At 64.5% G+C, this 18,871-nt stretch carries 17 protein-coding genes and 1 pseudogene; 10 read left to right on the plus strand and 8 right to left on the minus strand.

Translation table 11 applies throughout. The annotated features are described in order from the left end of the window. Nucleotide 1: 1 nt before the first annotated feature. The 3 genes from QRN52_RS01650 to QRN52_RS01660 all read right to left on the minus strand — a co-directional run bounded on the left by QRN52_RS01650 (nucleotide 2) and on the right by QRN52_RS01660 (nucleotide 3,310). Nucleotides 2–2,563 (minus strand): heavy metal translocating P-type ATPase, encoded by a 2,562-nt coding sequence (locus QRN52_RS01650; RefSeq protein WP_502869678.1) that lies wholly within the window; start codon nucleotides 2,561–2,563, stop codon nucleotides 2–4. A gap of 71 nt (nucleotides 2,564–2,634) precedes the next feature. After that, a complete protein-coding gene (locus QRN52_RS01655; RefSeq protein WP_284751060.1) occupies nucleotides 2,635–2,874 on the minus strand; it encodes a heavy-metal-associated domain-containing protein in 240 nt (79 codons plus the stop codon). Between the two features lie 49 nt (nucleotides 2,875–2,923). Further along, a complete protein-coding gene (locus QRN52_RS01660) occupies nucleotides 2,924–3,310 on the minus strand; it encodes a metal-sensitive transcriptional regulator (protein WP_284751061.1) in 387 nt (128 codons plus the stop codon). A 215-nt stretch (nucleotides 3,311–3,525) separates the two neighbouring features. Here QRN52_RS01660 and QRN52_RS01665 point away from each other — a divergent pair, with 215 nt between their 5' ends. From QRN52_RS01665 to QRN52_RS01685, 5 genes are read left to right on the plus strand one after another with little or no spacing between them, the layout of a single operon-like run. Further along, nucleotides 3,526–4,818, plus strand: coding sequence for an extracellular solute-binding protein (locus tag QRN52_RS01665; protein ID WP_284751062.1), 1,293 nt, complete (start codon nucleotides 3,526–3,528; stop codon nucleotides 4,816–4,818). Nucleotides 4,819–4,861: 43 nt separating this feature from the next. Further along, a complete protein-coding gene (locus QRN52_RS01670; RefSeq protein WP_284751063.1) occupies nucleotides 4,862–5,866 on the plus strand; it encodes a carbohydrate ABC transporter permease in 1,005 nt (334 codons plus the stop codon). Further along, entirely contained in the window at nucleotides 5,863–6,771 is a 909-nt protein-coding gene (locus QRN52_RS01675) for a carbohydrate ABC transporter permease (protein WP_284751064.1), read from the plus strand. Before QRN52_RS01670 ends, QRN52_RS01675 begins: the two co-directional genes overlap by 4 nt. After that, nucleotides 6,768–8,381, plus strand: a complete 1,614-nt coding sequence (locus tag QRN52_RS01680; protein ID WP_284751065.1) for a beta-N-acetylhexosaminidase — start codon at nucleotides 6,768–6,770, stop codon at nucleotides 8,379–8,381. The genes QRN52_RS01675 and QRN52_RS01680 overlap by 4 nt, the downstream gene beginning before the upstream one ends. Before the next feature lie 7 nt (nucleotides 8,382–8,388). Continuing rightward, nucleotides 8,389–9,204, plus strand: coding sequence for an IclR family transcriptional regulator (locus QRN52_RS01685; RefSeq protein WP_284751066.1), 816 nt, complete (start codon nucleotides 8,389–8,391; stop codon nucleotides 9,202–9,204). Here QRN52_RS01685 and QRN52_RS01690 read toward each other — a convergent pair. Next, nucleotides 9,201–9,380 (minus strand): hypothetical protein, encoded by a 180-nt coding sequence (locus tag QRN52_RS01690; RefSeq protein ID WP_284751067.1) that lies wholly within the window; start codon nucleotides 9,378–9,380, stop codon nucleotides 9,201–9,203. The genes QRN52_RS01685 and QRN52_RS01690 overlap by 4 nt on opposite strands. Here QRN52_RS01690 and QRN52_RS23985 point away from each other — a divergent pair. After that, nucleotides 9,309–9,647 (plus strand): annotated as a pseudogene (locus QRN52_RS23985) (rhodanese-like domain-containing protein); the annotation flags it as partial. The gene QRN52_RS01690 and the pseudogene QRN52_RS23985 sit on opposite strands and share 72 nt — an antisense overlap. Nucleotides 9,648–9,671: 24 nt before the next feature. Here the strand turns inward: QRN52_RS23985 and QRN52_RS01700 are convergent. Genes QRN52_RS01700 through QRN52_RS01715 form a run of 4 tightly spaced genes read right to left on the minus strand, consistent with a single transcriptional unit; the run spans nucleotide 9,672 to nucleotide 13,285 of the window. Then, nucleotides 9,672–11,060: a sensor domain-containing phosphodiesterase gene (locus QRN52_RS01700; protein WP_284751068.1), complete on the minus strand. Its 1,389-nt coding sequence runs from the start codon at nucleotides 11,058–11,060 to the stop codon at nucleotides 9,672–9,674. A 34-nt stretch (nucleotides 11,061–11,094) separates the two neighbouring features. Beyond that, on the minus strand, nucleotides 11,095–11,499 hold the full coding sequence (locus QRN52_RS01705; protein ID WP_059388814.1) for a RidA family protein: 405 nt from the start codon (nucleotides 11,497–11,499) through the stop codon (nucleotides 11,095–11,097). Beyond that, nucleotides 11,496–12,257, minus strand: a complete 762-nt coding sequence (locus QRN52_RS01710; RefSeq protein ID WP_284751069.1) for an IclR family transcriptional regulator — start codon at nucleotides 12,255–12,257, stop codon at nucleotides 11,496–11,498. The genes QRN52_RS01705 and QRN52_RS01710 overlap by 4 nt, the downstream gene beginning before the upstream one ends. Beyond that, entirely contained in the window at nucleotides 12,254–13,285 is a 1,032-nt protein-coding gene (locus tag QRN52_RS01715) for a sugar kinase (protein ID WP_284751070.1), read from the minus strand. The genes QRN52_RS01710 and QRN52_RS01715 overlap by 4 nt, the downstream gene beginning before the upstream one ends. A 234-nt stretch (nucleotides 13,286–13,519) precedes the next feature. Here QRN52_RS01715 and QRN52_RS01720 point away from each other — a divergent pair, with 234 nt between their 5' ends. The 4 genes from QRN52_RS01720 to QRN52_RS01735 are packed head-to-tail and all read left to right on the plus strand — an operon-like array spanning nucleotide 13,520 to nucleotide 18,563. After that, a complete protein-coding gene (locus QRN52_RS01720; RefSeq protein ID WP_284751071.1) occupies nucleotides 13,520–14,854 on the plus strand; it encodes a type III PLP-dependent enzyme domain-containing protein in 1,335 nt (444 codons plus the stop codon). A 10-nt stretch (nucleotides 14,855–14,864) separates the two neighbouring features. Then, on the plus strand, nucleotides 14,865–16,517 hold the full coding sequence (locus QRN52_RS01725) for an N-acyl-D-amino-acid deacylase family protein (protein WP_284751072.1): 1,653 nt from the start codon (nucleotides 14,865–14,867) through the stop codon (nucleotides 16,515–16,517). Next, nucleotides 16,514–17,149: a bifunctional 4-hydroxy-2-oxoglutarate aldolase/2-dehydro-3-deoxy-phosphogluconate aldolase gene (locus QRN52_RS01730; protein ID WP_284751073.1), complete on the plus strand. Its 636-nt coding sequence runs from the start codon at nucleotides 16,514–16,516 to the stop codon at nucleotides 17,147–17,149. Before QRN52_RS01725 ends, QRN52_RS01730 begins: the two co-directional genes overlap by 4 nt. 22 nt (nucleotides 17,150–17,171) lie before the next feature. Beyond that, the gene (locus QRN52_RS01735) at nucleotides 17,172–18,563 is read left to right on the plus strand and encodes a GntP family permease (protein ID WP_284751074.1); all 1,392 of its coding nucleotides are present in this window, start codon (nucleotides 17,172–17,174) and stop codon (nucleotides 18,561–18,563) included. The last annotated feature ends 308 nt before the right edge of the window (nucleotides 18,564–18,871 follow it).

An 18,871-nucleotide genomic window follows, 5' to 3' on the forward strand; every position in this document is an offset into this window, starting at 1 on the left:
GCTACTTTGCGAAGGAGCGCAACCGTAGTGAATTCGCGACTACCAGGACCGAGCTCGCAGCCATGGCCGCACCGGCGATCATCGGGTTGAGCAAACCAAGGGCTGCCACCGGGATACCGATGGCGTTGTAGAAGAAGGCCCAGAACAGGTTTGTCTTGATGGTGGTGAGGGTCTTCCGGGACAGCTCGATGGCTTGCACCAGCTGGCCGAGGTCACTGCCCATCACGGTCAGATCCGAGGCCTCGATGGCAACGTCGGTACCCGATCCCATGGCTATGCCAAGGTCGGCTTGCGCCAGCGCAGCGGCGTCGTTGACTCCGTCCCCTGCCATGGCCACAGTGGAACCCTGGGCCTGGAGTTTCCGCACCGCGTCCACCTTGCCTTCCGGCAGGACTCCCGCGAATACGTCTTCCGGGGAGATCCCGACGGCGGCGGCCACTTGGGCGGCGACGGCGGCGTTGTCTCCGGTCAGCAGCAGAGGGCGAATCCCGAGTTCCTTGAGCTTTGCGATGGCTGCCGCCGAACCGGGTTTGACAGTGTCCCTTAGCGACACGATCCCGGCGGGCTCCCCGTCCACAGCAACCCAGATGGCGGTCGCCCCACCAGCTTCCTCAGTGGCCAGGGCCCGGCGCTGTGCATCGTCGGGGAAGATTCCGTTGTCTTCCAGCCAGCCGGTCCTGCCGGCCACGACCGTCCGACGAGCGCCATTCCCTGCTCCATTCAGCGCAACCATTCCCCGGACTCCGCCGCCCGGGGCGGAACTGAAGTCCTTCACGGCGGGGAGCAGTCCGGCGTCGGGCATTGCGGACTTGGCTGCGGCGGCAACGGCGTGGGCGATGGGGTGCTCCGACGCTGCCTCGACTGCGCCGGCGAGAGACAGGACGTCGGCGGGGGAGTGGCCGTTCAAGGCCAGGGTATGTCCGACGGCGAGCTTGCCGCTCGTGACGGTTCCGGTCTTGTCCAACAGGATGGCGTCCACCGTGCGCGTATCTTCAAGCACCTGTGGACCCTTGATGAGGATGCCGAGCTGCGCCCCCCGACCGGTCCCGGTCAAGAGGCCAACGGGTGTCGCGAGCCCGAGCGCACACGGGCAGGCAATCACGAGGACCGCCACAGCAGCAGTGAACGAGGCGTTGAGGTCCCCGGTCAGGGCGAGCCAGAATACGAAGGTAACGACGGCGATGACCAGCACGACCGGAACGAACACGGCGCTGATGCGATCGGCGAGCCGTGCAATCGGGGCTTTGCCCGTCTGCGCTTGGCTTACCAGCCGCCCCATTTGCGCCAGCGTCGTGTCGGAACCGACGCGGGTCGCGCGGACCAACAAACGGCCCGAAGTATTGATCGTGGCGCCCGTGACCTGGCTTCCCGGTCCGACCTCCACCGGCATGGATTCGCCGGTGATCAGCGAAGCGTCGACGGCGGATTCACCGCCCGTCACTACGCCGTCAGTAGCGATCTTCTCGCCCGGGCGGATCACGAAGATGTCCCCCGCCACGAGTTGCTCGGCCGGGATCTTGTGCTCGACGCCGTCGCGCAGCACCGTTGCGTCCTTGGCTCCAAGGTTCAGCAGGGCCTTGAGGGCATCGCCGGCCTTCGCTTTGGCGTTGGCCTCAAGATAGCGGCCCAGCAGCAGGAACGTGGTGACCACAGCCGCAACTTCGAAGTACAGCCCGCCGCTCACGCCGCCCATGGACTCCATGCCGGGGTGTTCAGTCATCATGGGGTTGGCAACGAGCTGCCACGCAGAGTAGAGGTACGCGGCCAGGACACCAATCGAGACGAGCGTGTCCATGGTCGAGGCGAAATGGCGCGCGTTGATGGCGGCCGCACGATGGAAGGGCCAGGCAGCCCACGTCACCACGGGAAGAGCCAGTGCAGCGGCGACCCAACCCCATTGCGGGAACTGCAGGGCTGGAATCATCGAGATCGCGAAGACCGGGACCGTCAGTATGGCAGCGGCGATTAGTCTCGGCTTTAGCTGCCGGGACGCGGGGCCGTGGTGCATGTGGTCTTCGTGGGCGCCGTGGTCGCCTGCGCGGTCGCTGGCACCGTGGTCGACTTGCGCGCCGCCACCGGCGCCGTGGTCACCGTGGTCGCCTGCCGCGGCGCCACGGGCCGCATGCTCGGCGTGCTCGGTCGTTCCTCCCCACCGGCCCCCTAACCTCGCAAGCTCGGCCAGGGAACCCTGCCGGCGTGGGCCCACCTTAGACGCACGCTGCCGCATGCCCCCCGCGTCGCCACTGTGGTCATGGAGCCACTCGTTGTGGTCGCTATCGCTGTGGTCATGTTCGGGTTCGGAGTGCTCGCCAAGATGCCCTGTGCCGGTCTCGAGCATGTCGGTTTCGCGATCGTGGGCGTGGGCGATGGACGGGCTGGGCCGGGATTCGCGGATCCAGGCTTTGTAGCCCGTTGCGTTTACGGTGTCCACGATCTGTTGGTCGGTGACGTTGTCCGGGACTTTTACCTGGGCTGATTCGAGGGGGAGGTTGACGGAAGCCTCCACGCCGTCGAGCTTGCCCAGTTTCCGCTCTACGCGGGCCACGCACGATGCGCACGTCATTCCCTCGATGTCGAGTTCGATGATGCGCGTGCCCGTTTGGTGGAGGATGTCGTGATTGCTCACATTGGCCCCTACGCCTCGCTGGCGACTACCAGGTAGCCGGCTTCGGCGACGGCTTCGCCGATTTCGGACGGCGACAATTCCTGGGTTGAGGTGATGGTGACGGTGGAGATTCCGCCGGCATTCAGATCGATCTCGACATTCTCCACTCCCGTCAAGGACTCAATTTCTTCGCTCACTGCGGAAACGCAGTGCCCGCAGGTCATTCCGGAAACGCTGACGTTCGTCTGGATGGTGGCGGTGTGGCCCATGGCGTGCTCCTTGGTAGTGAGTTGAATGGTGTGGTGAGTGCTTGCGGGGTTACCGCAACAGGCGCCCGATGGCATCGGCTGCCTCCTTGACCTTGATGTCGATTTGCTCTGCGCGCACGACGGGATCGGACTCGGAGGCAGCTCCGACGACGCAGTGCCCGATGTGTTCCTCCACGAGCCCGAGGCTCACGGCATGCAGGGCTTTAGTGACAGCCGAGACTTGGGTGAGGATGTCGATGCAATATTTGTCCTCTTCCACCATGCGCGCAATGCCGCGTACCTGGCCCTCGATCCGCTTAAGGCGCCGCAAGTAAGCGTCCTTGTTGGAAGAGTAGCCGTGTTGGGAATGCGCTCCATCCTCAACGTCGATGCCCGGCTGGCCAATGTTCAAATCAACCGGGTTCAAGTCTGCGGGGTCCACATCGATCGTGCTCATGCCCCAAAGCTATACCCCCTAGGGGTATAAAATCAAGTACCCCCAGGGGGTATCAGCCATCGTGCGAAAGATCGCCTATTTACAAATTCTCGTTTTGCAATGCAAACCTTTTGCCGCTTGTGCTTCCGCCCACAAAAGTATGTTTGTAAAGTTTCCTTCCATACCCGAAGCGGGGGACCGCCGGGCACTCAACCCTTTTCTCTATGGAGGATCCATTGAAAATCGCACGCTCTGCGGCTGCCTTTGCCCTCGCCGCCCTCGCACTGACGGCCTGCGCCCCGCCTACTTCGAACAACGCCGCGTCATCTTCCGATGAGAAGTCCGGCACCATCCGCGTGTGGCTGTTCTCGGAAGTCAACCAGGACCCCAAATCCGCGGTTGTCAAGGCCGCCGTGTCCGATTTCGAAGCCAGTCACAGTGGCGTCAAGGTCGACGTCCAGTACATTCCCGTCGACAGCCGGGCGGAACGGTTCAAGGCCGCGTTCAACGATCCCTCGAGCGCTCCCGACGTCGCCGAGTTCGGCAACACGGACCTCGCCAGCTACGTTGCATCCGGCGGATTGTCCGACATGACTGCAGACATCAAGGCCTGGGATGAGTCCAAGGACCTGGACAGCAAGATCCTGGCCACCACGGACGTCGGTGGCAAGAACTACGGTGTGCCGTGGTACGTCGGCGTCCGAGCCCTCTACTACCGCGCCGATCTGCTGCAGAAGCTCGGGCTGGGGGCGCCCAAGACTCTTGCCGACGTCGAAACCGTGGCCCGCGCCGTCCGCGCAGCCAACCCGGACATGCTCGGGATTTCGGTTGGTGGAGCTGCGCAGTTCTCCGCTATGCCCTACCTCTGGGCCAACGGTGGCAACATTGCCACGAAGAAGGGTGACACTTTCGTCTCTGGTCTGGATTCGGCCGAATCCCGGGACGGCATCTCCGCTTATGCCCGGCTGCTCAAGAACGACATCTGCCCGCCCCAGACGTGCGCCGAATTCGGCGGAAACGCGAGCGTCCAGCAGTTCATCGCCGGCAAGTCGGCCATGACCATCGGTGGCGACTTCAACTACAAGGCCGTGGCGGCCAGCGCCGTCAAGGACAAGTTCGCGGTGGTTCCGGTTCCGGGCAATACGGCAGGTTCGATCGCTCCTGCATTTGCCGGCGGAAACAACCTGGGCGTCTTCAACAGCAGCAAGCACCACACCCTTGCAGCTGAGTTCGTTGAGCTGTTGGCTGGCAAGAAGTTCCAGCAGAAGATGTTCGACGCCATGGGCAACCTGCCGACATTCAGCGACGTCCAGAAGTCTGTTGCGGCGTCCAATCCACAGCTTGACCCCTTCATCAAGACCCTCGCCGCCGGCACCAATTTCGTCCCCGTGACGGAAACCTGGTCCACCATCGACGCCCAGGGCATCTTCACCGGGATGTACCAGAAGATCGTCACGGGTAAAGCTGACGTCAATACGGCTACTGCGGACGCGGCTGCAGCCATGAACAAGGTCTTCGGATCCAAATGACGGGGTTCGTGAGGCACGTCCGATCCACGCCAGGTGGCGCGGCGTGACGGCGCTTGCATCCGCGAAGGCGGGCACAAACGGAGCGAACCGCAAACAGGACCGCAAACAGAACCGCAAGCCGACGACGGCGCGCATGCCCCGCCGTCGTTCGCAGGGCAAGCGCAGCTTGGAACCGTGGTTCTACCTGGCCCCGGCTTTCATTGTCCTGATCGCGCTGCTGGGATACCCGATATTCCAGCTCATCAACGTTTCCTTGTATGACTACCGCCAGGCCCAAGTCAGTGGCAAGGCACCACTGCAGTTCACGGGCCTGGAGAACTACCAGAAACTGTTCGCCGATCCGGAGTTCTGGTCCGTCCTGGGCAACACAGTGTTGTTCGCGGGCGCCTGCGTTGTCCTGACGCTGCTGGTGGGAACGTTGTTGGCAGTGCTGGCCACACGGCTCCGGCCCTGGGTCCGGACCGCGCTGTTCGTAGTGTCGCTCGGCGCTTGGGCCACACCGGCCGTCACCGGCAGCGCCGTGTGGTTGTTCCTCTTCGACCCCACCTTGGGACTCGTCAACAAAGCACTCGCGTCCGTGGGCCTGACCCAGTTCAACGGCTACTCCTGGACCTACGACAAATGGTCCGCCTTCGGGCTGGTGGCCAGCGAAGTGGTGTGGTGTTCGTTCCCGTTCGTGCTCGTGACGGTCTACGCCGGCATCCAGGCGATCTCCACCGAAGTGATTGAGGCGGCGCGGCTCGACGGTGCTTCCATGCCCCGGATCGCGCGCAGCATCATGCTTCCGATGCTGCGGCCCATCGTGATGGTGGTGACCATCCAGTCCATCATCTGGAATTTCAAGATCTTCTCCCAGATTTACATCATGACCAATGGCGGCGGTATTGCCGGGCAGAACCTCGTGCTGAACGTCTACGGCTACCAGCAGGCCTTCGCGGCCAGCCTTTATGGCCTCGGCTCGGCCCTCGGCGTCATCATGACCACGCTGTTGATGATCATCACCCTGATCTACCTCCGCATCCTCAAGAGAACGGGAGAAGTCCTGTGACCGCCGTCGACGTTCCACTCCGCAAGAATCGGCCCGCACCGGACGCGCCGCAACAGTTCCGCAAGCGCGGACGACGCCGGTTCGGCGCCGACGCGGCGGCACTCGCCATCGCGCTCCTCGTCGCGTTCCCGCTGTTCTGGATGGTGCTTTCGGCCCTCAAGCCGAAGACGGCGCTCGACGCCGGCGATGCGGCACCGTTCACGCTGGAACCGTCCTTCGATTCCTTCATGCGGGTCTTGTCGCTCAACAACTTCGGCAGGTACTTCCTCAACAGCGTGATCGTGGCGCTCGTGGTGGTCATCGTCTCCACTGTGCTGGCGTTTTTGGCCTCCGTGGCATTGACCCGCTACCAATTCAAGGTGCGCACCAAGTTGCTGATCGTGGTGCTGGTTTCCCAGATGGTGCCCGTTGAGGCGCTCACCATTCCGTTGTTCTTCCTGCTGCGAAATGCCGGGGAAGCCGTACCGTTGGTGGGCCTGAACCAGCTCGGGTCCCTGGTGCTGGTCCATGTGGGATTCAGCATTCCGTTCGCGATCTGGATGCTTCGTGGCTTCGTGGCAGCCGTGCCGGTCGAGATCGAAGAGGCAGCGCGCATAGACGGCGCGAGCGGTTTCCGTTTTGTCCGCTCGATCCTCTTCCCGCTCGTGGCGCCCGGAGTGGTGGCATGCTCGGTATTTTCGTTCATCTCCACGTGGAACGACTTCCTCTTCGCCAAGACATTCATCATTTCCGCCCAGGAGAACCAGACCTTGCCCATGGCATTGTTGACCTTCTTCAAGCCCGACCAGAACGATTGGGGTGCCATCATGGCCGGTTCCGTGATTATGACCATTCCCGTGCTGATCTTCTTCATCGCAGTGCAGCGAAAACTCGTGTCCGGGCTGGCGGGGGCGGTGAAGGGATGAGCGCCGCGGATCTGCTGGTTCCCGTGCCGTACTCAGTGGAGTCCGGCGGCGGTTTCCTGGAACTGGACGCAGCCACCACGCTGGCCGCCGATCCGGAGCTCAACAGTGCGCGCCGCTGGCTCGCCCAAAACCTCGGAGCGGCCACTGGCTGGGACCTGTTCCCGGCCGCCGCGGCCGATGCGGGTATCAGCCTCCTGCTTGACCCGGAGCTCGACGCCGAGGCGTACCGCCTGGAGGTGGGCGCCGCCGTCGTGATTCATGCGGGCGGTCCGGCCGGAGCCTTCTATGGCGCGCAGACGCTCCTGCAGCTGATGGGATCCGCCGCGTTCCGGCAAGCGCCCGTTCCGGAGAGGGACGGCGCATGGCCGGTTCCCAAGGTATCCATCCAGGACCACCCGCGTTTCGGGTACCGCGGGGCCATGCTGGACGTGGCCCGGCACTTCATGCCCAAGGACAACCTGCTGCGGTTCATCGAGGTGATGGCCATGCACAAGCTCAACGTCCTGCACCTGCACCTCACGGACGACCAAGGCTGGCGGATCCAGGTCAACCGCTACCCGAAACTTACCGAGACCGGGGCATGGCGTCGCGAGTCCTCGCTTGGTTCTTGGCGGGCAGGGGTTTTCGATGGGCTTCCGCACGGCGGGTTCTACAGCCAGGACGATTTACGCGAAGTGGTCGCGTTCGCTGCCGAGCGCCACATCACCGTCATTCCGGAGATCGATGTTCCAGGACACAGCCAGGCCGCCATCGCCGCCTACCCCGAACTGGGAACGGGCGTGGCCACCGAGGTGTGGCCCCGTTGGGGAATCAACGAGACGGTCCTGGAAGTCTCGGAAACCTCATTGGAGTTCTACCGCAACGTGCTCGATGAAGTGGTGCAGATCTTCCCGTCCCGCTGGATCAGCTTGGGCGGAGACGAGGTTCCTTTGACCCAGTGGCAATCCAGCGCCCAGGCACAAGCCAAAGCCGCCGAACTCGGATTGCCCGACGTTTCGGGACTGCACAGCTGGTTTGTCGGGCAGTTGGCGAAGCACCTTGACGGGCATGGGCGTGCTACCTCCGTGTGGGACGAAATCGGCGACGGCGAGCTGCCGGGTGGTGCATTGGTGGCCTCCTGGCGAGGCTACGAAGGCGGTATGAGCGCGCTCAAAAGCGGTTATGACGTGGTCATGTGCCCTGAGCACAAGCTGTACCTTGACCACCGGCAGGCCGACGGCGACGGCGAACCCGTGCCCGTGGGTTTTGTCACCAGCCTGCAGGATGTCTACGGCTTCGAACCGCTGCCCGCGGGTGCGGATGAAACGTTCCGGGGCAGGCTCCTCGGCGCGCAGGCCAACATCTGGACGGAACACCTGGATTCCCCGCGACGGGTCCACTTCGCCGCGTTTCCGCGGCTGAGCGCCGCGGCGGAGGTGCTCTGGTGCCAGCCGGAGAACCGCGACTACGATGGTTTCCTGGCCAGGCTCGAAGGCGCGCATCTGGAACGCCTGGAGGCCATGGGAGTGGAATACCGGCCGCTGTCCGGACCGCATCCCTGGCAGTTGAGGCCTGGAGTGGTTGGCTGGAAACGCGATTACGACGCCGAGCAGCGCATCGCCGCTGGATAGGACACACGTGGGTACTGAAGGCACGGAGGCCCGGAACTCCTCGGCTTCGCTGCGGAAGGCGCTGGCTTTGCTGGCGGTGGTGGCGGAGCATCCGGTGAGCGCGGACGGACTCGCCTTGGTGGAGCTGTCCAAGCTCTCCGGGCTCAACAAGAGCACGGTTCTGAGGTTGGCCGCGCCCTTGTTGGACGAAAACCTGCTGGAACGCGACGCCGAGAGCGGCCGCTTCCGGCTGGGCCATGGTTGCCTGCGTTTGGGACAGTCATACCTGGACCGGCTCGATTTGCGGAGCGTCGCGAATGCCGAGCTCAGAGTGCTGATGAGGGCTACGGAAAGCACCTGCCACTTGGTGGTCCTGTCCGGCCATGATGTGGTCTACCTCGACAAAGTTGAAGACGAGGCAACAGTCCGTATGGCATCGCGCGTTGGGGCGACCATGCCGGCGTACTGCACCGCGGTTGGCAAAGCCATGTTGGCCTTCAGCCCGGAGGAAGTGGTGGCGCCTATCCTGGCCGGCGATTTGGTGCCCATCACCGACAGGACCATCACGGATCCCGAGCAGTTGCGGGCTGAATTCGCCGCGATCCGTCGCCGAGGCTATGCGATCGACGACCGTGAAAACGAACCCGAGGTCCGGTGCGTCGCTGCCCCGATCTTCGGCCACGACGATCACGTGGTCGCCGCCCTCAGCGTCTCGTCGTTGTCGTCCCGGATGACCGCCAAACGCGTCCGTGAAGTAGGTCCGATGGCCGCCGAAACCAGTTTGCGCATCTCGGCCAAGCTGGGATCGCGACGTGCCAACGCCAAACTCGCGAAGCTGGCTTAGGAGGGCAGATGGAAAAGCCAAAGAACGACGCGGGTGCTGCGGTTGGGGCGGACGGTGCCGCAGGCGCTTACTTCCGTGCGAAGCTGCAGTTCGAGATCGACGTCATGGACGTTGCCGATGCGGCTCCCGGCAGTTTCGTGCTCGTGGATACACGCAGGCAGTCTTCGTGGGACCACGGTCACATCCCCGGTGCCGTGCACCTTCCGACTGCCGGGATACCCGCCCGGGCAGCCGCACTGATCCCGGCCGGGACCGCAGTGGTGGTCTATTCCTGGGGACCTGGTTGCAATGGAAGCACCTTCGCGGCCCTGGCCTTCGCCGAGCTCGGGTATCCGGTGCGGGAGATGATCGGTGGCATCGAGTATTGGGCGCGGAACGGGCTTCCTGTGGAGACAGCTACGGGTGTTGTCGTTCGGGACTTCGATGGCCTGGTGACGGCGCACCAGCCCAGGGGATACCAGCCACCGCTACCCCCATCCCGCCCAGTCCTCCGGTCTGAGCGAGGGCCGGCCGAGAAGGTAACCTTGGGCCGCGGTCATCCCGAGCTTGGTGACCGCAGCCAGCTCGGCCTCGGTCTCGATCCCTTCGGCTACCAGGGCGGCTCCGATTTCGGAGGAAAAACCGACCATCGCAGCTCCCAGGGCCCGCTGTCCCGGATCTGTGTCGATGCCGGCGATGATCTCGCGATCGAGTTCGATGAGGTCCGGCTTGAGTTGCAGGATGTGGCGCATGGAAGCAAAGCCGGCGCCGGCGTCGTCGACGGCTATTCTCAGGCCGGCGCGCCGCAACGGCGCCAGCGCTTCGGCGAGCGGTTCATAGTTGGCGACCTCATGGCGTTCGGTGACCTCGAGCACGACGCGTCGTGGAGGGATGGTCGACTCGACAATCGCGGCTGCCAGCCGAGGGTCAAGGCACGCGCGCGGTGAGAGGTTTGCCGCGATGTACAGTTCCGGCGGGAGCCCCGCAGCGGTGGTCAGCGCGGTCCGGAGAGCAAGGATCTCGAGCTCGATATCCAGGCCGACCGAGGCGGCCTCCATGAAACGCACCTCCGGGGACAACTCCTGGGAGCCGCTGAACCGTGTCAACGATTCCACTCCAACTACGTTGCCGGTTTCCAGGCACCGGATCGGCTGGAATGCTGTGATGAGTGAGCCGTCATTGAGCAATGCCTGGATGCGGACGGTGACTTCCGCACGCGAACGTGCCGTCTCTGGATTCAAGACGCGGCAGGTGCCCTCGAAACCGCAGTCCCTGCCCTCCCTGTCGCGGATCGGCCTTCCGGCAACATCAATCAAGACGCGGCTGCCGTCCCGGTGGCGGCACACGGTGACCACCCGTGACCACGAGGAGTCACCGCTTTCCCTGGCTTTCCAGTCCACCCGTGCGTCTGCCAGGTCCCCGGGGTCGATGACGCGGGTGATGTGCCTCCCCAGCAGCTCGGAAGGTTCGTACCCCGTGATGTCCTTGCAAGCCGGGCTGCAGAACGTAAATCGCCCATCGGGCCCCGTGGCCCACAGCCAGTCCAGGCTTGTATGCAGCACGGTGTCCATCAAGCGCGACGTCCGGAACGCCTGGCTTCGTTCCCGCTGCTGCTGCCGCATGAGACGCCACGCCGCCAGCACCATCAGGGGCACGATCAGCAATGCCAGAAGAGCCGGGAACCCGGTCATTTCATCGATGCCGCCCCACAGCGGAAACCCGAAAGCCAATGGCAGGCGGATAGACAAGGCGACTGCAGCCTCGATGAATACGACAACCAGCAGCAACCATCCGGTAGAAACCGACGCCAGCCGGTTTGCTTGGCGTCCGTCCCGGGAAGACGCCCTCTTAAGCCTGGGAACGCGCATAAAGGGCATCACCCAATAGTGCCACCAAGCCGGGCTCGGGGGATTACGCCGTAACCGCCAGCGCGTCGATTTCCACGAGCATGACTTCGTGCGGGAGGTCGACGAACACCGTGGTGCGGCTGGGCAGTTGGCCACTGGGGACGTTCTCGGTGATGAATTCGCCGTAGACCTCGTTCATAGCGGCGAAGTCGTCGCGGGTAGTGAGGTAGACGCGGAACATGATGACATCTTCTACCGAAGAACCGCCGGCTTCGAGGATCGCCTTCACGTTCTCCAGTGTGCGGCGGGTCTGGACGCGGACGTCGCCCTCGCCGATGTACTGGTTGGTGGCGGGATCCATGGGGCCCTGGCCGGATACCTGGAACAGGCCGCCCTTCTGGATGCCTTGGGAGAATACGTGCGCCGGGGCCGGAGCATTTTCGGTCAGTACTACAGTCTTTTCACTCATGCCGAGTTCCTTTCGTGGCTGATCCAGCCGAGGTCGCGGGAGATGGCCTCGGTGCTGGCTTTGAGGTCGGGCAGCAGCTCAAGCAGTCCTTCATAGCTGAGCATCACCACCGGTACCGAACAAGAGGCTGCGGCCACGACGGCGCCACTCGCGTCGCGAATTGGGGTCGCGATGCAGTGCACGAAGGATTCGTGCTCGGCGTTGTCGTGGGCCCAGCCCTGGATCCTGACCTGCTCCAGTTCGGCCAAAAGGGCCTGCGGCGAGGTCAGGGTGGTGTCGGTAATTCTTGTGTAGTCGAGTCCCGCCGCGATCTTTTCCTGCCGGCTGCGTGGCATGTCGGCAAGCAGGACTTTTGCGACGGCAGCCGAATGCAGGGACGCGGTCAGGCCGATCCGGGAGTACATCCGCACGGGATGGTGCGACTCGAATTTGTCGATGTACACCACGTCATTGCCTTCGAACGCGGCAAGGTGCACGGTGTGCCCGGTCTTTCCGTTCAGTTCGGCCAAGTACGGGTGCGCCACTTTGCGGATGTCGCGCTGTTCCAGGGCGAGCGAGGACAGCTCGAACAGCTTGGAGCCAAGCATGAACCGCTGATCCTCATCGCGGACAACGAAGCGTTTTTCCTCCATCGCGTGCAGGAGCCGCATCACGGTGGTCTTGTGCACCGAAGCCTTGGAGGCAAGCTCATCGAGGGTGGCCGGTTTGGAAGCAAGCTCGGCGAGCAGGTCGATGGCCCGCATCAGGCTTTGACTCATAGTGCTGTTCTCCGATCTTGGGGGCTCCGATTCTGGCTGCTGAAGTGTCCCCCGGCAACGTGGATCCCGGCCCACTCGGCGTCTGTGGAATCGAGGATGGCCGAAAGCAGCGCTGAGCCGGGAAGGGGGCCGCGATCGCCATGCACGGTGAGGGTGCAGGCTGCGGCGACGTGACCGCGGCGGAGGCTCGCCTTCTGCTCGAGGCCGAACAGCACGCCGCTCAGGTAGCCGGCAGCGAAGGAATCACCCGCGCCCACCGGCTCAAGCACGTCCACGGACAATGCCGACACCTCGGACCGCGTCCCGTCCCGTTCCAGCGCGATGGCGCTGATGGCTTCGTTCTTGATGACGACGACGGCGGGATCCGGCATGAGGCGCCGCAGTTCAGTTTCGTCCGTGGTGCCGAAGGCGTGCTCGGCCTCGTCCTTGCCCACCAGGACGATGTCGGCAAGGTTGGCCAGACGGCGCAGCACGGAACGGTCCTGTCCGGCCCAGAGTGCCGCCCGCCAATTGACGTCGAAGCTGATGATGCGGCCCTGCCTCGGTGCGGCGAGGATGGTTTCCATCAGTTCGAGGCATTCCGCTGAGAGCGCCGCTGTGATGCCGCTCAGGTGGATGAGCGATGCTTCGTTAAGCAAACGCTCGACGGCGGGATTCGCCAAGGTGCCCAGGCCCATGGCCGACGCGGCGGAACCCTGCCGATAATACAAAACTGAACTGCCGCCGTCGGGATCTGTTTCCTGGGCTGGGACCTTGACGTAAAGCCCGGTGGGCCGTCCGGGATCAACCTCGACGCCGGAAATGCCTACTCCGTGGCCGCTGAGCTCCTCCAGGATCCGGGTGCCGAATCCATCCCGGCCCACCCGGCCTACCCAGTGGGAGTCCAGGCCCATGGCGGCCAGGCCCATGGCAACGTTCGATTCCGCGCCGCCGATGCCGCAGTGCAGCTCCGTGGCTTGGTGCAGCGGGACGGGCTTCACCGGAGTGAGCATGGCCATCGTCTCGCCCACACATACAGCTGAAAGCATGAAACTCCCGCGCTCCCTCTGCCGCGTCCAGCGGCACTCGACACCCCAATGAAGAAGGGATTTCCGTGGCCTGATCAGGGGGTGGCGGGCCACGCCGCGGCCTTGACTCCCAATCCTGCACCATGTTAGACATATCACCAACAGCTTTGCAACCTGCGTTGCAAAATACGCAACGCAATGAAATTGCGAGCAGAATGCGCACAGTGAATCGCGCACCGTGAAGGGATCGAACTGGTGAACACTTCCACGTCCGGGGCCGGAGCAGAGGCCGGGGCAATTGCGACCGACGCCGTGGCCCGCCTGGCAGATGTCCGGCTCGACTGGCGGCACAAAGCCGTGCCCGCCACAGCCAACGGCACCAGCCACCGCGAGTTCCTCTCCACAACCCCGAAACTCAAGGACCTCCAGACACCGTTGTTGACGCTTGATGCCGGGGCGATGCGCGGCAATGCCGATCGGCTGGCTTCGTGGTGCGCGGAGCATGGCGTCTTGCTGGCTCCGCATGGAAAGACCACCATGGCGCCACAGCTCTGGGCCGAACAGCTGAGCCGCGGCGCCTGGGGGATCACCGTGGCGAACTTCGCCCAGCTCCGCGTGGCCCGCGAATTCGGCGTGCGGCGCCTGCAACTGGCCAACAGCCTGAGCGATCCGCACGCGATCGAATGGGTCGCCAAGACCGCAAATCCGGACCGGCCGATCCTGTCCTGGGTGGACTCCGCCGTCACCGTGGAGGTCATTGGCCGCACCTTGGAAGCTGCTGGAAGCAATGCCGTCCTGGATGTCCTTGTTGAGCTTGGCGGGACCGGCGGCCGCACCGGCGCACGAGGCGTGGCGGCTGCACTCGACGTCGCGCGCGCCATCTCTGCCTCCCGGCACCTGCGGCTGGTGGGGGTGAGCGGCTACGAAGGATCGCTGGCCCACACGGCAGACGCCGACAGTCTCGCCGCCGTCCGCGGGTTCCTGGGCCAGATGGGTGAGCTGCATCAGCGGCTCCTCGAGGAAGGTCTCTACGGGGCCGACGCCGTCATCCTCACGGCAGGCGGCAGCGCCTACTTCGACGACGTCGTCGACGTCCTTTCGCCGCACGTCACCGCTGGCTCCGAGGCGGGCACCCGGGTGGAACTCATGATCCGCAGCGGGGCCTACATCATCCACGACGATGGCTTCTACCGCGGCATCTCGCCGTTTTCCCGCGACGGCGGCCAGCCGTTCACGGCAGCTATGCACGGCTGGGCGCGCGTCGTGTCCCAGCCCGAGCCCGGCCTTGCCATCCTCGACGCCGGCAAGCGGGACTTGCCCGTTGACGAAGGCCTGCCACGTCCGCAGCTGATCGGGCCTGACCTCGGCAGTCCCATGCTGCCCCTCGCCGGTGCCGAGATCACTGCCGTCAACGACCAGCACTGCTTCATGACGTTCGACGCCGGCACAACCACTGTGCGGCCCGGAGACGTCGTGCGACTGGGGCTTTCGCATCCGTGCACGGCCTTCGACAAGTGGACGCTCATCCCAGTGCTGGCGGATACCGACGGCGACCAAACCGTCGTCGACCTCATCCATACCTTCTTCTAGGACACACGCCATGAAGACACTCATCAGCAACGCCATTCTGGTGGACGGAACCGGGGCGGACCGCCGTCCCGCGGACGTCCTGCTGGACGGCGGAGTGATCGCCGTCGTCGCCGACGCCGGATCCCTCACCGCAAGCGGAACCGGCGCCGAGCGGACCATCGATGCCACGGGACTCGTCCTGAGCCCCGGATTCATCGACATGCACGCCCATTCGGACCTGCAGTTGCTGGTCAACAAGGACCACTACGCCAAGCTCAGCCAGGGCGTCACCACCGAACTTCTGGGCCAGGACGGGCTGTCCTACGCTCCGGTGGACGATGCCACCCTGACCGGGGTCCGCGAGAAGATCGCCGGTTGGAACGACAACCCGCAGGATTTCGACTGGAATTGGCGGACGGTAGGCGAGTACCTGGAGCGCCTCGACGCGGAAGAGGACGGCGGCCGGATCGCCACCAACGCCGCCTACCTCGTGCCGCAGGGAACCGTACGGGCCCTTGTGATGGGGTTCGCCGAAGGGGACCCGACGCCGGAGCAGCAGGAGCGGATGCAGGACCTGGTCCGCACCGCCCTGGAGGAAGGCGCCGTGGGGATGTCCTCCGGGCTGACCTACACCCCCGGCATGTACGCCGGCACCGAGGAACTGGCGGGACTTTGCCGCACGGTGGGGGAGCTGGGTGGTTTCTACGCCCCGCACCACCGCTCCTACGGAAAGGGCGCGCTCGGCGCCTACGCTGAGATGATCGGACTGAGCCGGGACACCGGCTGCGCGCTGCACCTTTCCCACGCCACCATGAACTTCGCCGAAAACAAGGGCCGGGCGGACGAGCTGCTTGAGCTCATCGATGCAGCGCTCGACGACGGCGCCGACATCACGCTCGACACCTACCCTTACCTCCCCGGCGCCACCACGCTCGCGGCCATTTTGCCTAGCTGGTCATCCTCCGGCGGTACCGAGGCCACACTCGCGCGCTTGGCCGACCCGGCCACGCTGGCGAGAATCCGCGAAAGCGTGGAGATTTACGGCTCCGACGGCTGCCACGGCGTGGTCGCCGAGTGGGACACCCTGGAGGTCAGCGGCGTCCAGAACCCGGCGCTCGCCGGACATGTGGGCAAGACCATCGCCGCAATCGCCGCCGAAATCAACGCAGAGCCGTTCGACGTGTTCGCACAGATCCTCCAGGCGGACCGCCTGGGCACCGGGATCCTGCAGCACGTTGGCCACGAGGAAAACGTGCAGGCCATCATGGTCCACCGTACGCACACCGGCGGCAGCGACGGCCTCTTGGTCGGAGCCAAGCCGCACCCGCGTGCCTGGGGAACATTCCCCCGCTATTTGGGCCACTACAGCCGCGACTTGGGCTTGCTGACGCTGGAAGATATGGTCCACCACTTGAGCGGCCGCCCCGCCGAGCGGCTCAAGCTCGATCGCCGCGGGCTGGTCCGCGAAGGCTACGCGGCCGACGTCGTCCTCTTCGATCCGCGCACCGTCCGTGACGAAGCCACCTTTGAAAACCCGCGCAAGCCAGCCACTGGCATCCATTACGTGTTCGTCAACGGGACGGCAGCGATCGACGGCGGGAAGCCCACCGGCGCCCGTGCCGGCCGCGCCCTGCGCCGCAGCCTCGACGGACGCACCCGAGCAGGAAGTACGGAAATCGCATGACTCCTGAAGAATTCGTCGAACAGCTTGAAGCCGACCGCACCCTCGCCGTCGTCCGTGCGCCGTTTATCCCCGACGCCGCCGAGCTGTGCCGCGCACTGGCCGACGGCGGCATCCGCAGCGTCGAATTGACGTTCACCACCCCGGACGTGCTGAAGCATGTGCGTCGGGCGGCGGACACCGCCGCGCAGCACGGCGCCGCCGTCGGAATCGGTACCGTGATGACGGCCGAGCAGGCAAGGGCAGCAATCGACGCCGGTGCCCAGTTCCTCGTGACGCCCGGCCTTCGCCCCGAGGTTGCGGCGGTGGCCGTCGCAGCCGGCGTTCCCTTCAGTTTGGGCGCCATGACACCCACCGAGGTGGCGCAGGCCCTTGACCTCGGTTCCGTCGCAGTCAAGATCTTCCCGGCCAGGCAGCTCGGCCCGGCCTACCTCAAGGATCTTCAGGGTCCCTACCCTGGCATCCGGCTTCTGCCCTCCGGCGGGATCGACGCCTCGAACGCCAAGAGCTACCTCGACGCCGGCGCCGCAGCGGTCTGCTGTGGAACCAGCGTGGTCCCTCCGTCCGCCGTGGCCGCAGGCGACTGGGCTGACATTTCGGCCAGGGCCGCCGCCTTCACCGCCACCCTCGCGTAGGAATCCCCAGAAAGTAACCTCCATGAATGAATTCCTGAACTGGCTACGGCACGATACGGCCGGCCTGCTTCTCCTGGCAGGTGCCGGCATTGCCCTCCTGTTGTTTCTGATCATCAAAGTCAAGGTAGAACCGTTCATTGCCTTGGTGGGTACCAGCGTGCTCGTCGCGCTGGCGGGCGGCGTGAGCATCGATGCCCTTGTAGGCTCGCCCATCAAGAGCGGGGACGCCCTTATCGAGAAGGGCTTCGCCGGGATCCTCGGACACATCACCCTGATCATCGGCCTGGGCACCGTCCTGGGCGCCATCCTGGAACGATCCGGCGGCGCGGAGGTCCTGCTGGGCAGGCTCGTGAAGATCTTCGGCGAAAAGGGAACGCCGCTGGCCATGGGCGTCACCGGGTTTGTCCTCGGCATTCCGGTCTTCTTCGACATCGGCATTTTCGTGCTCGCACCCCTCGTCTACGTGGCGGCGGTGCGCGGCGGGAAATCCCTCATTTTGTACGCCTTGCCGCTCCTCGCCGGCCTCTCCGTGACCCACGCCTTCCTGCCGCCGCACCCAGGTCCCGTAGCCGCGGCCGGACTGTTCCACGTTGAACTGGGCTGGATCATCATCATGGGCCTCGCCTGCGGCATCCCTGCCTGGTTCGCTTCCGGCATTCTCTGGGGCCAGTGGATCGGCAAGCGAGTGCAAGTTGCCGTTCCGGAGGACCGCGTGATCCCGGAGGCGGAGGAAGCCGTGGGCCACGAGCCGCCCATGAGCGTCGTTGCCCTTGCCATCGGCCTGCCGATGCTCCTGATCCTTGGCGCCACTTTCGGCAACGTCTTCCTCCCCGCGGGCGGATTCCGGGATGCGCTCGTGTTCTTCGGCAACCCGGCCATTGCGCTCACGGTCGCCGTCGCACTGTCGATGTGGCTCCTGGGCACGCGTCGAGGCATGAGCGCCAAGGACCTCTCCGAACTGAGCTCGGCCTCGCTGAAGCCGGTCGGCATGATCCTGCTTGTTGTTGGAGCCGGTGCATTCTTCGGCGCAGTGCTCTCGGCAACCGGGGTGGGCAACGCCGTGGCGGACACCTTGGCCAAGGCCGGGCTTCCTGTCATTGTGTCCGCTTACGTGATCGCCTGCGGCATGCGCCTCGCCCAGGGCTCGGCCACGGTCGCGATCGTGACCACCGGCGGCATCCTGGCCCCGGCGCTCACGGCCGGACACTATTCGCAGCCGCAATTGGCCCTGATCGTCATGGCCATCTCTTCCGGCTCCATCATCGCCAGCCACGTCAACGACGGCGGATTCTGGATCATCTCCAAGTACTTCAACATGTCAGTCAAGGACACCCTGAAGACGTGGACGGTGCTGGAGACCGTGCTCTCGGTAGTGGGCTTCGGTATGGCGGCCCTGCTGTACCAGTTCGTCTAGGAGCTGAGCGACACGGAAAATCCCTGGCGCCTCCGGAATTCCGTGGGCGCCAGGGATTTTGCGTGTCGCGAGGCTTAAACAAAGAGCTCCGGAGTGCGTTATTGGGGGATACGCACTCCGGAGCGGACTTTCGAGCAGGTTCTTGGCGTTCCTGCTGACAATTAGCTTACGTGCCACGACAGCGCTCCGCTACCAATCTGAATAACTACTTTCACTTTACTTTTTCCAGCCCCGAATTTAGGGCCGGACCCGGCATTTGATCAAGGTCCTCGTCCCCTTGTAGTGCACCCGGCGCAGGCCTAGCGTTA

This window comes from Arthrobacter sp. efr-133-R2A-120 (assembly GCF_030209835.1).
Classification (GTDB): Bacteria; Actinomycetota; Actinomycetes; order Actinomycetales; family Micrococcaceae; genus Arthrobacter.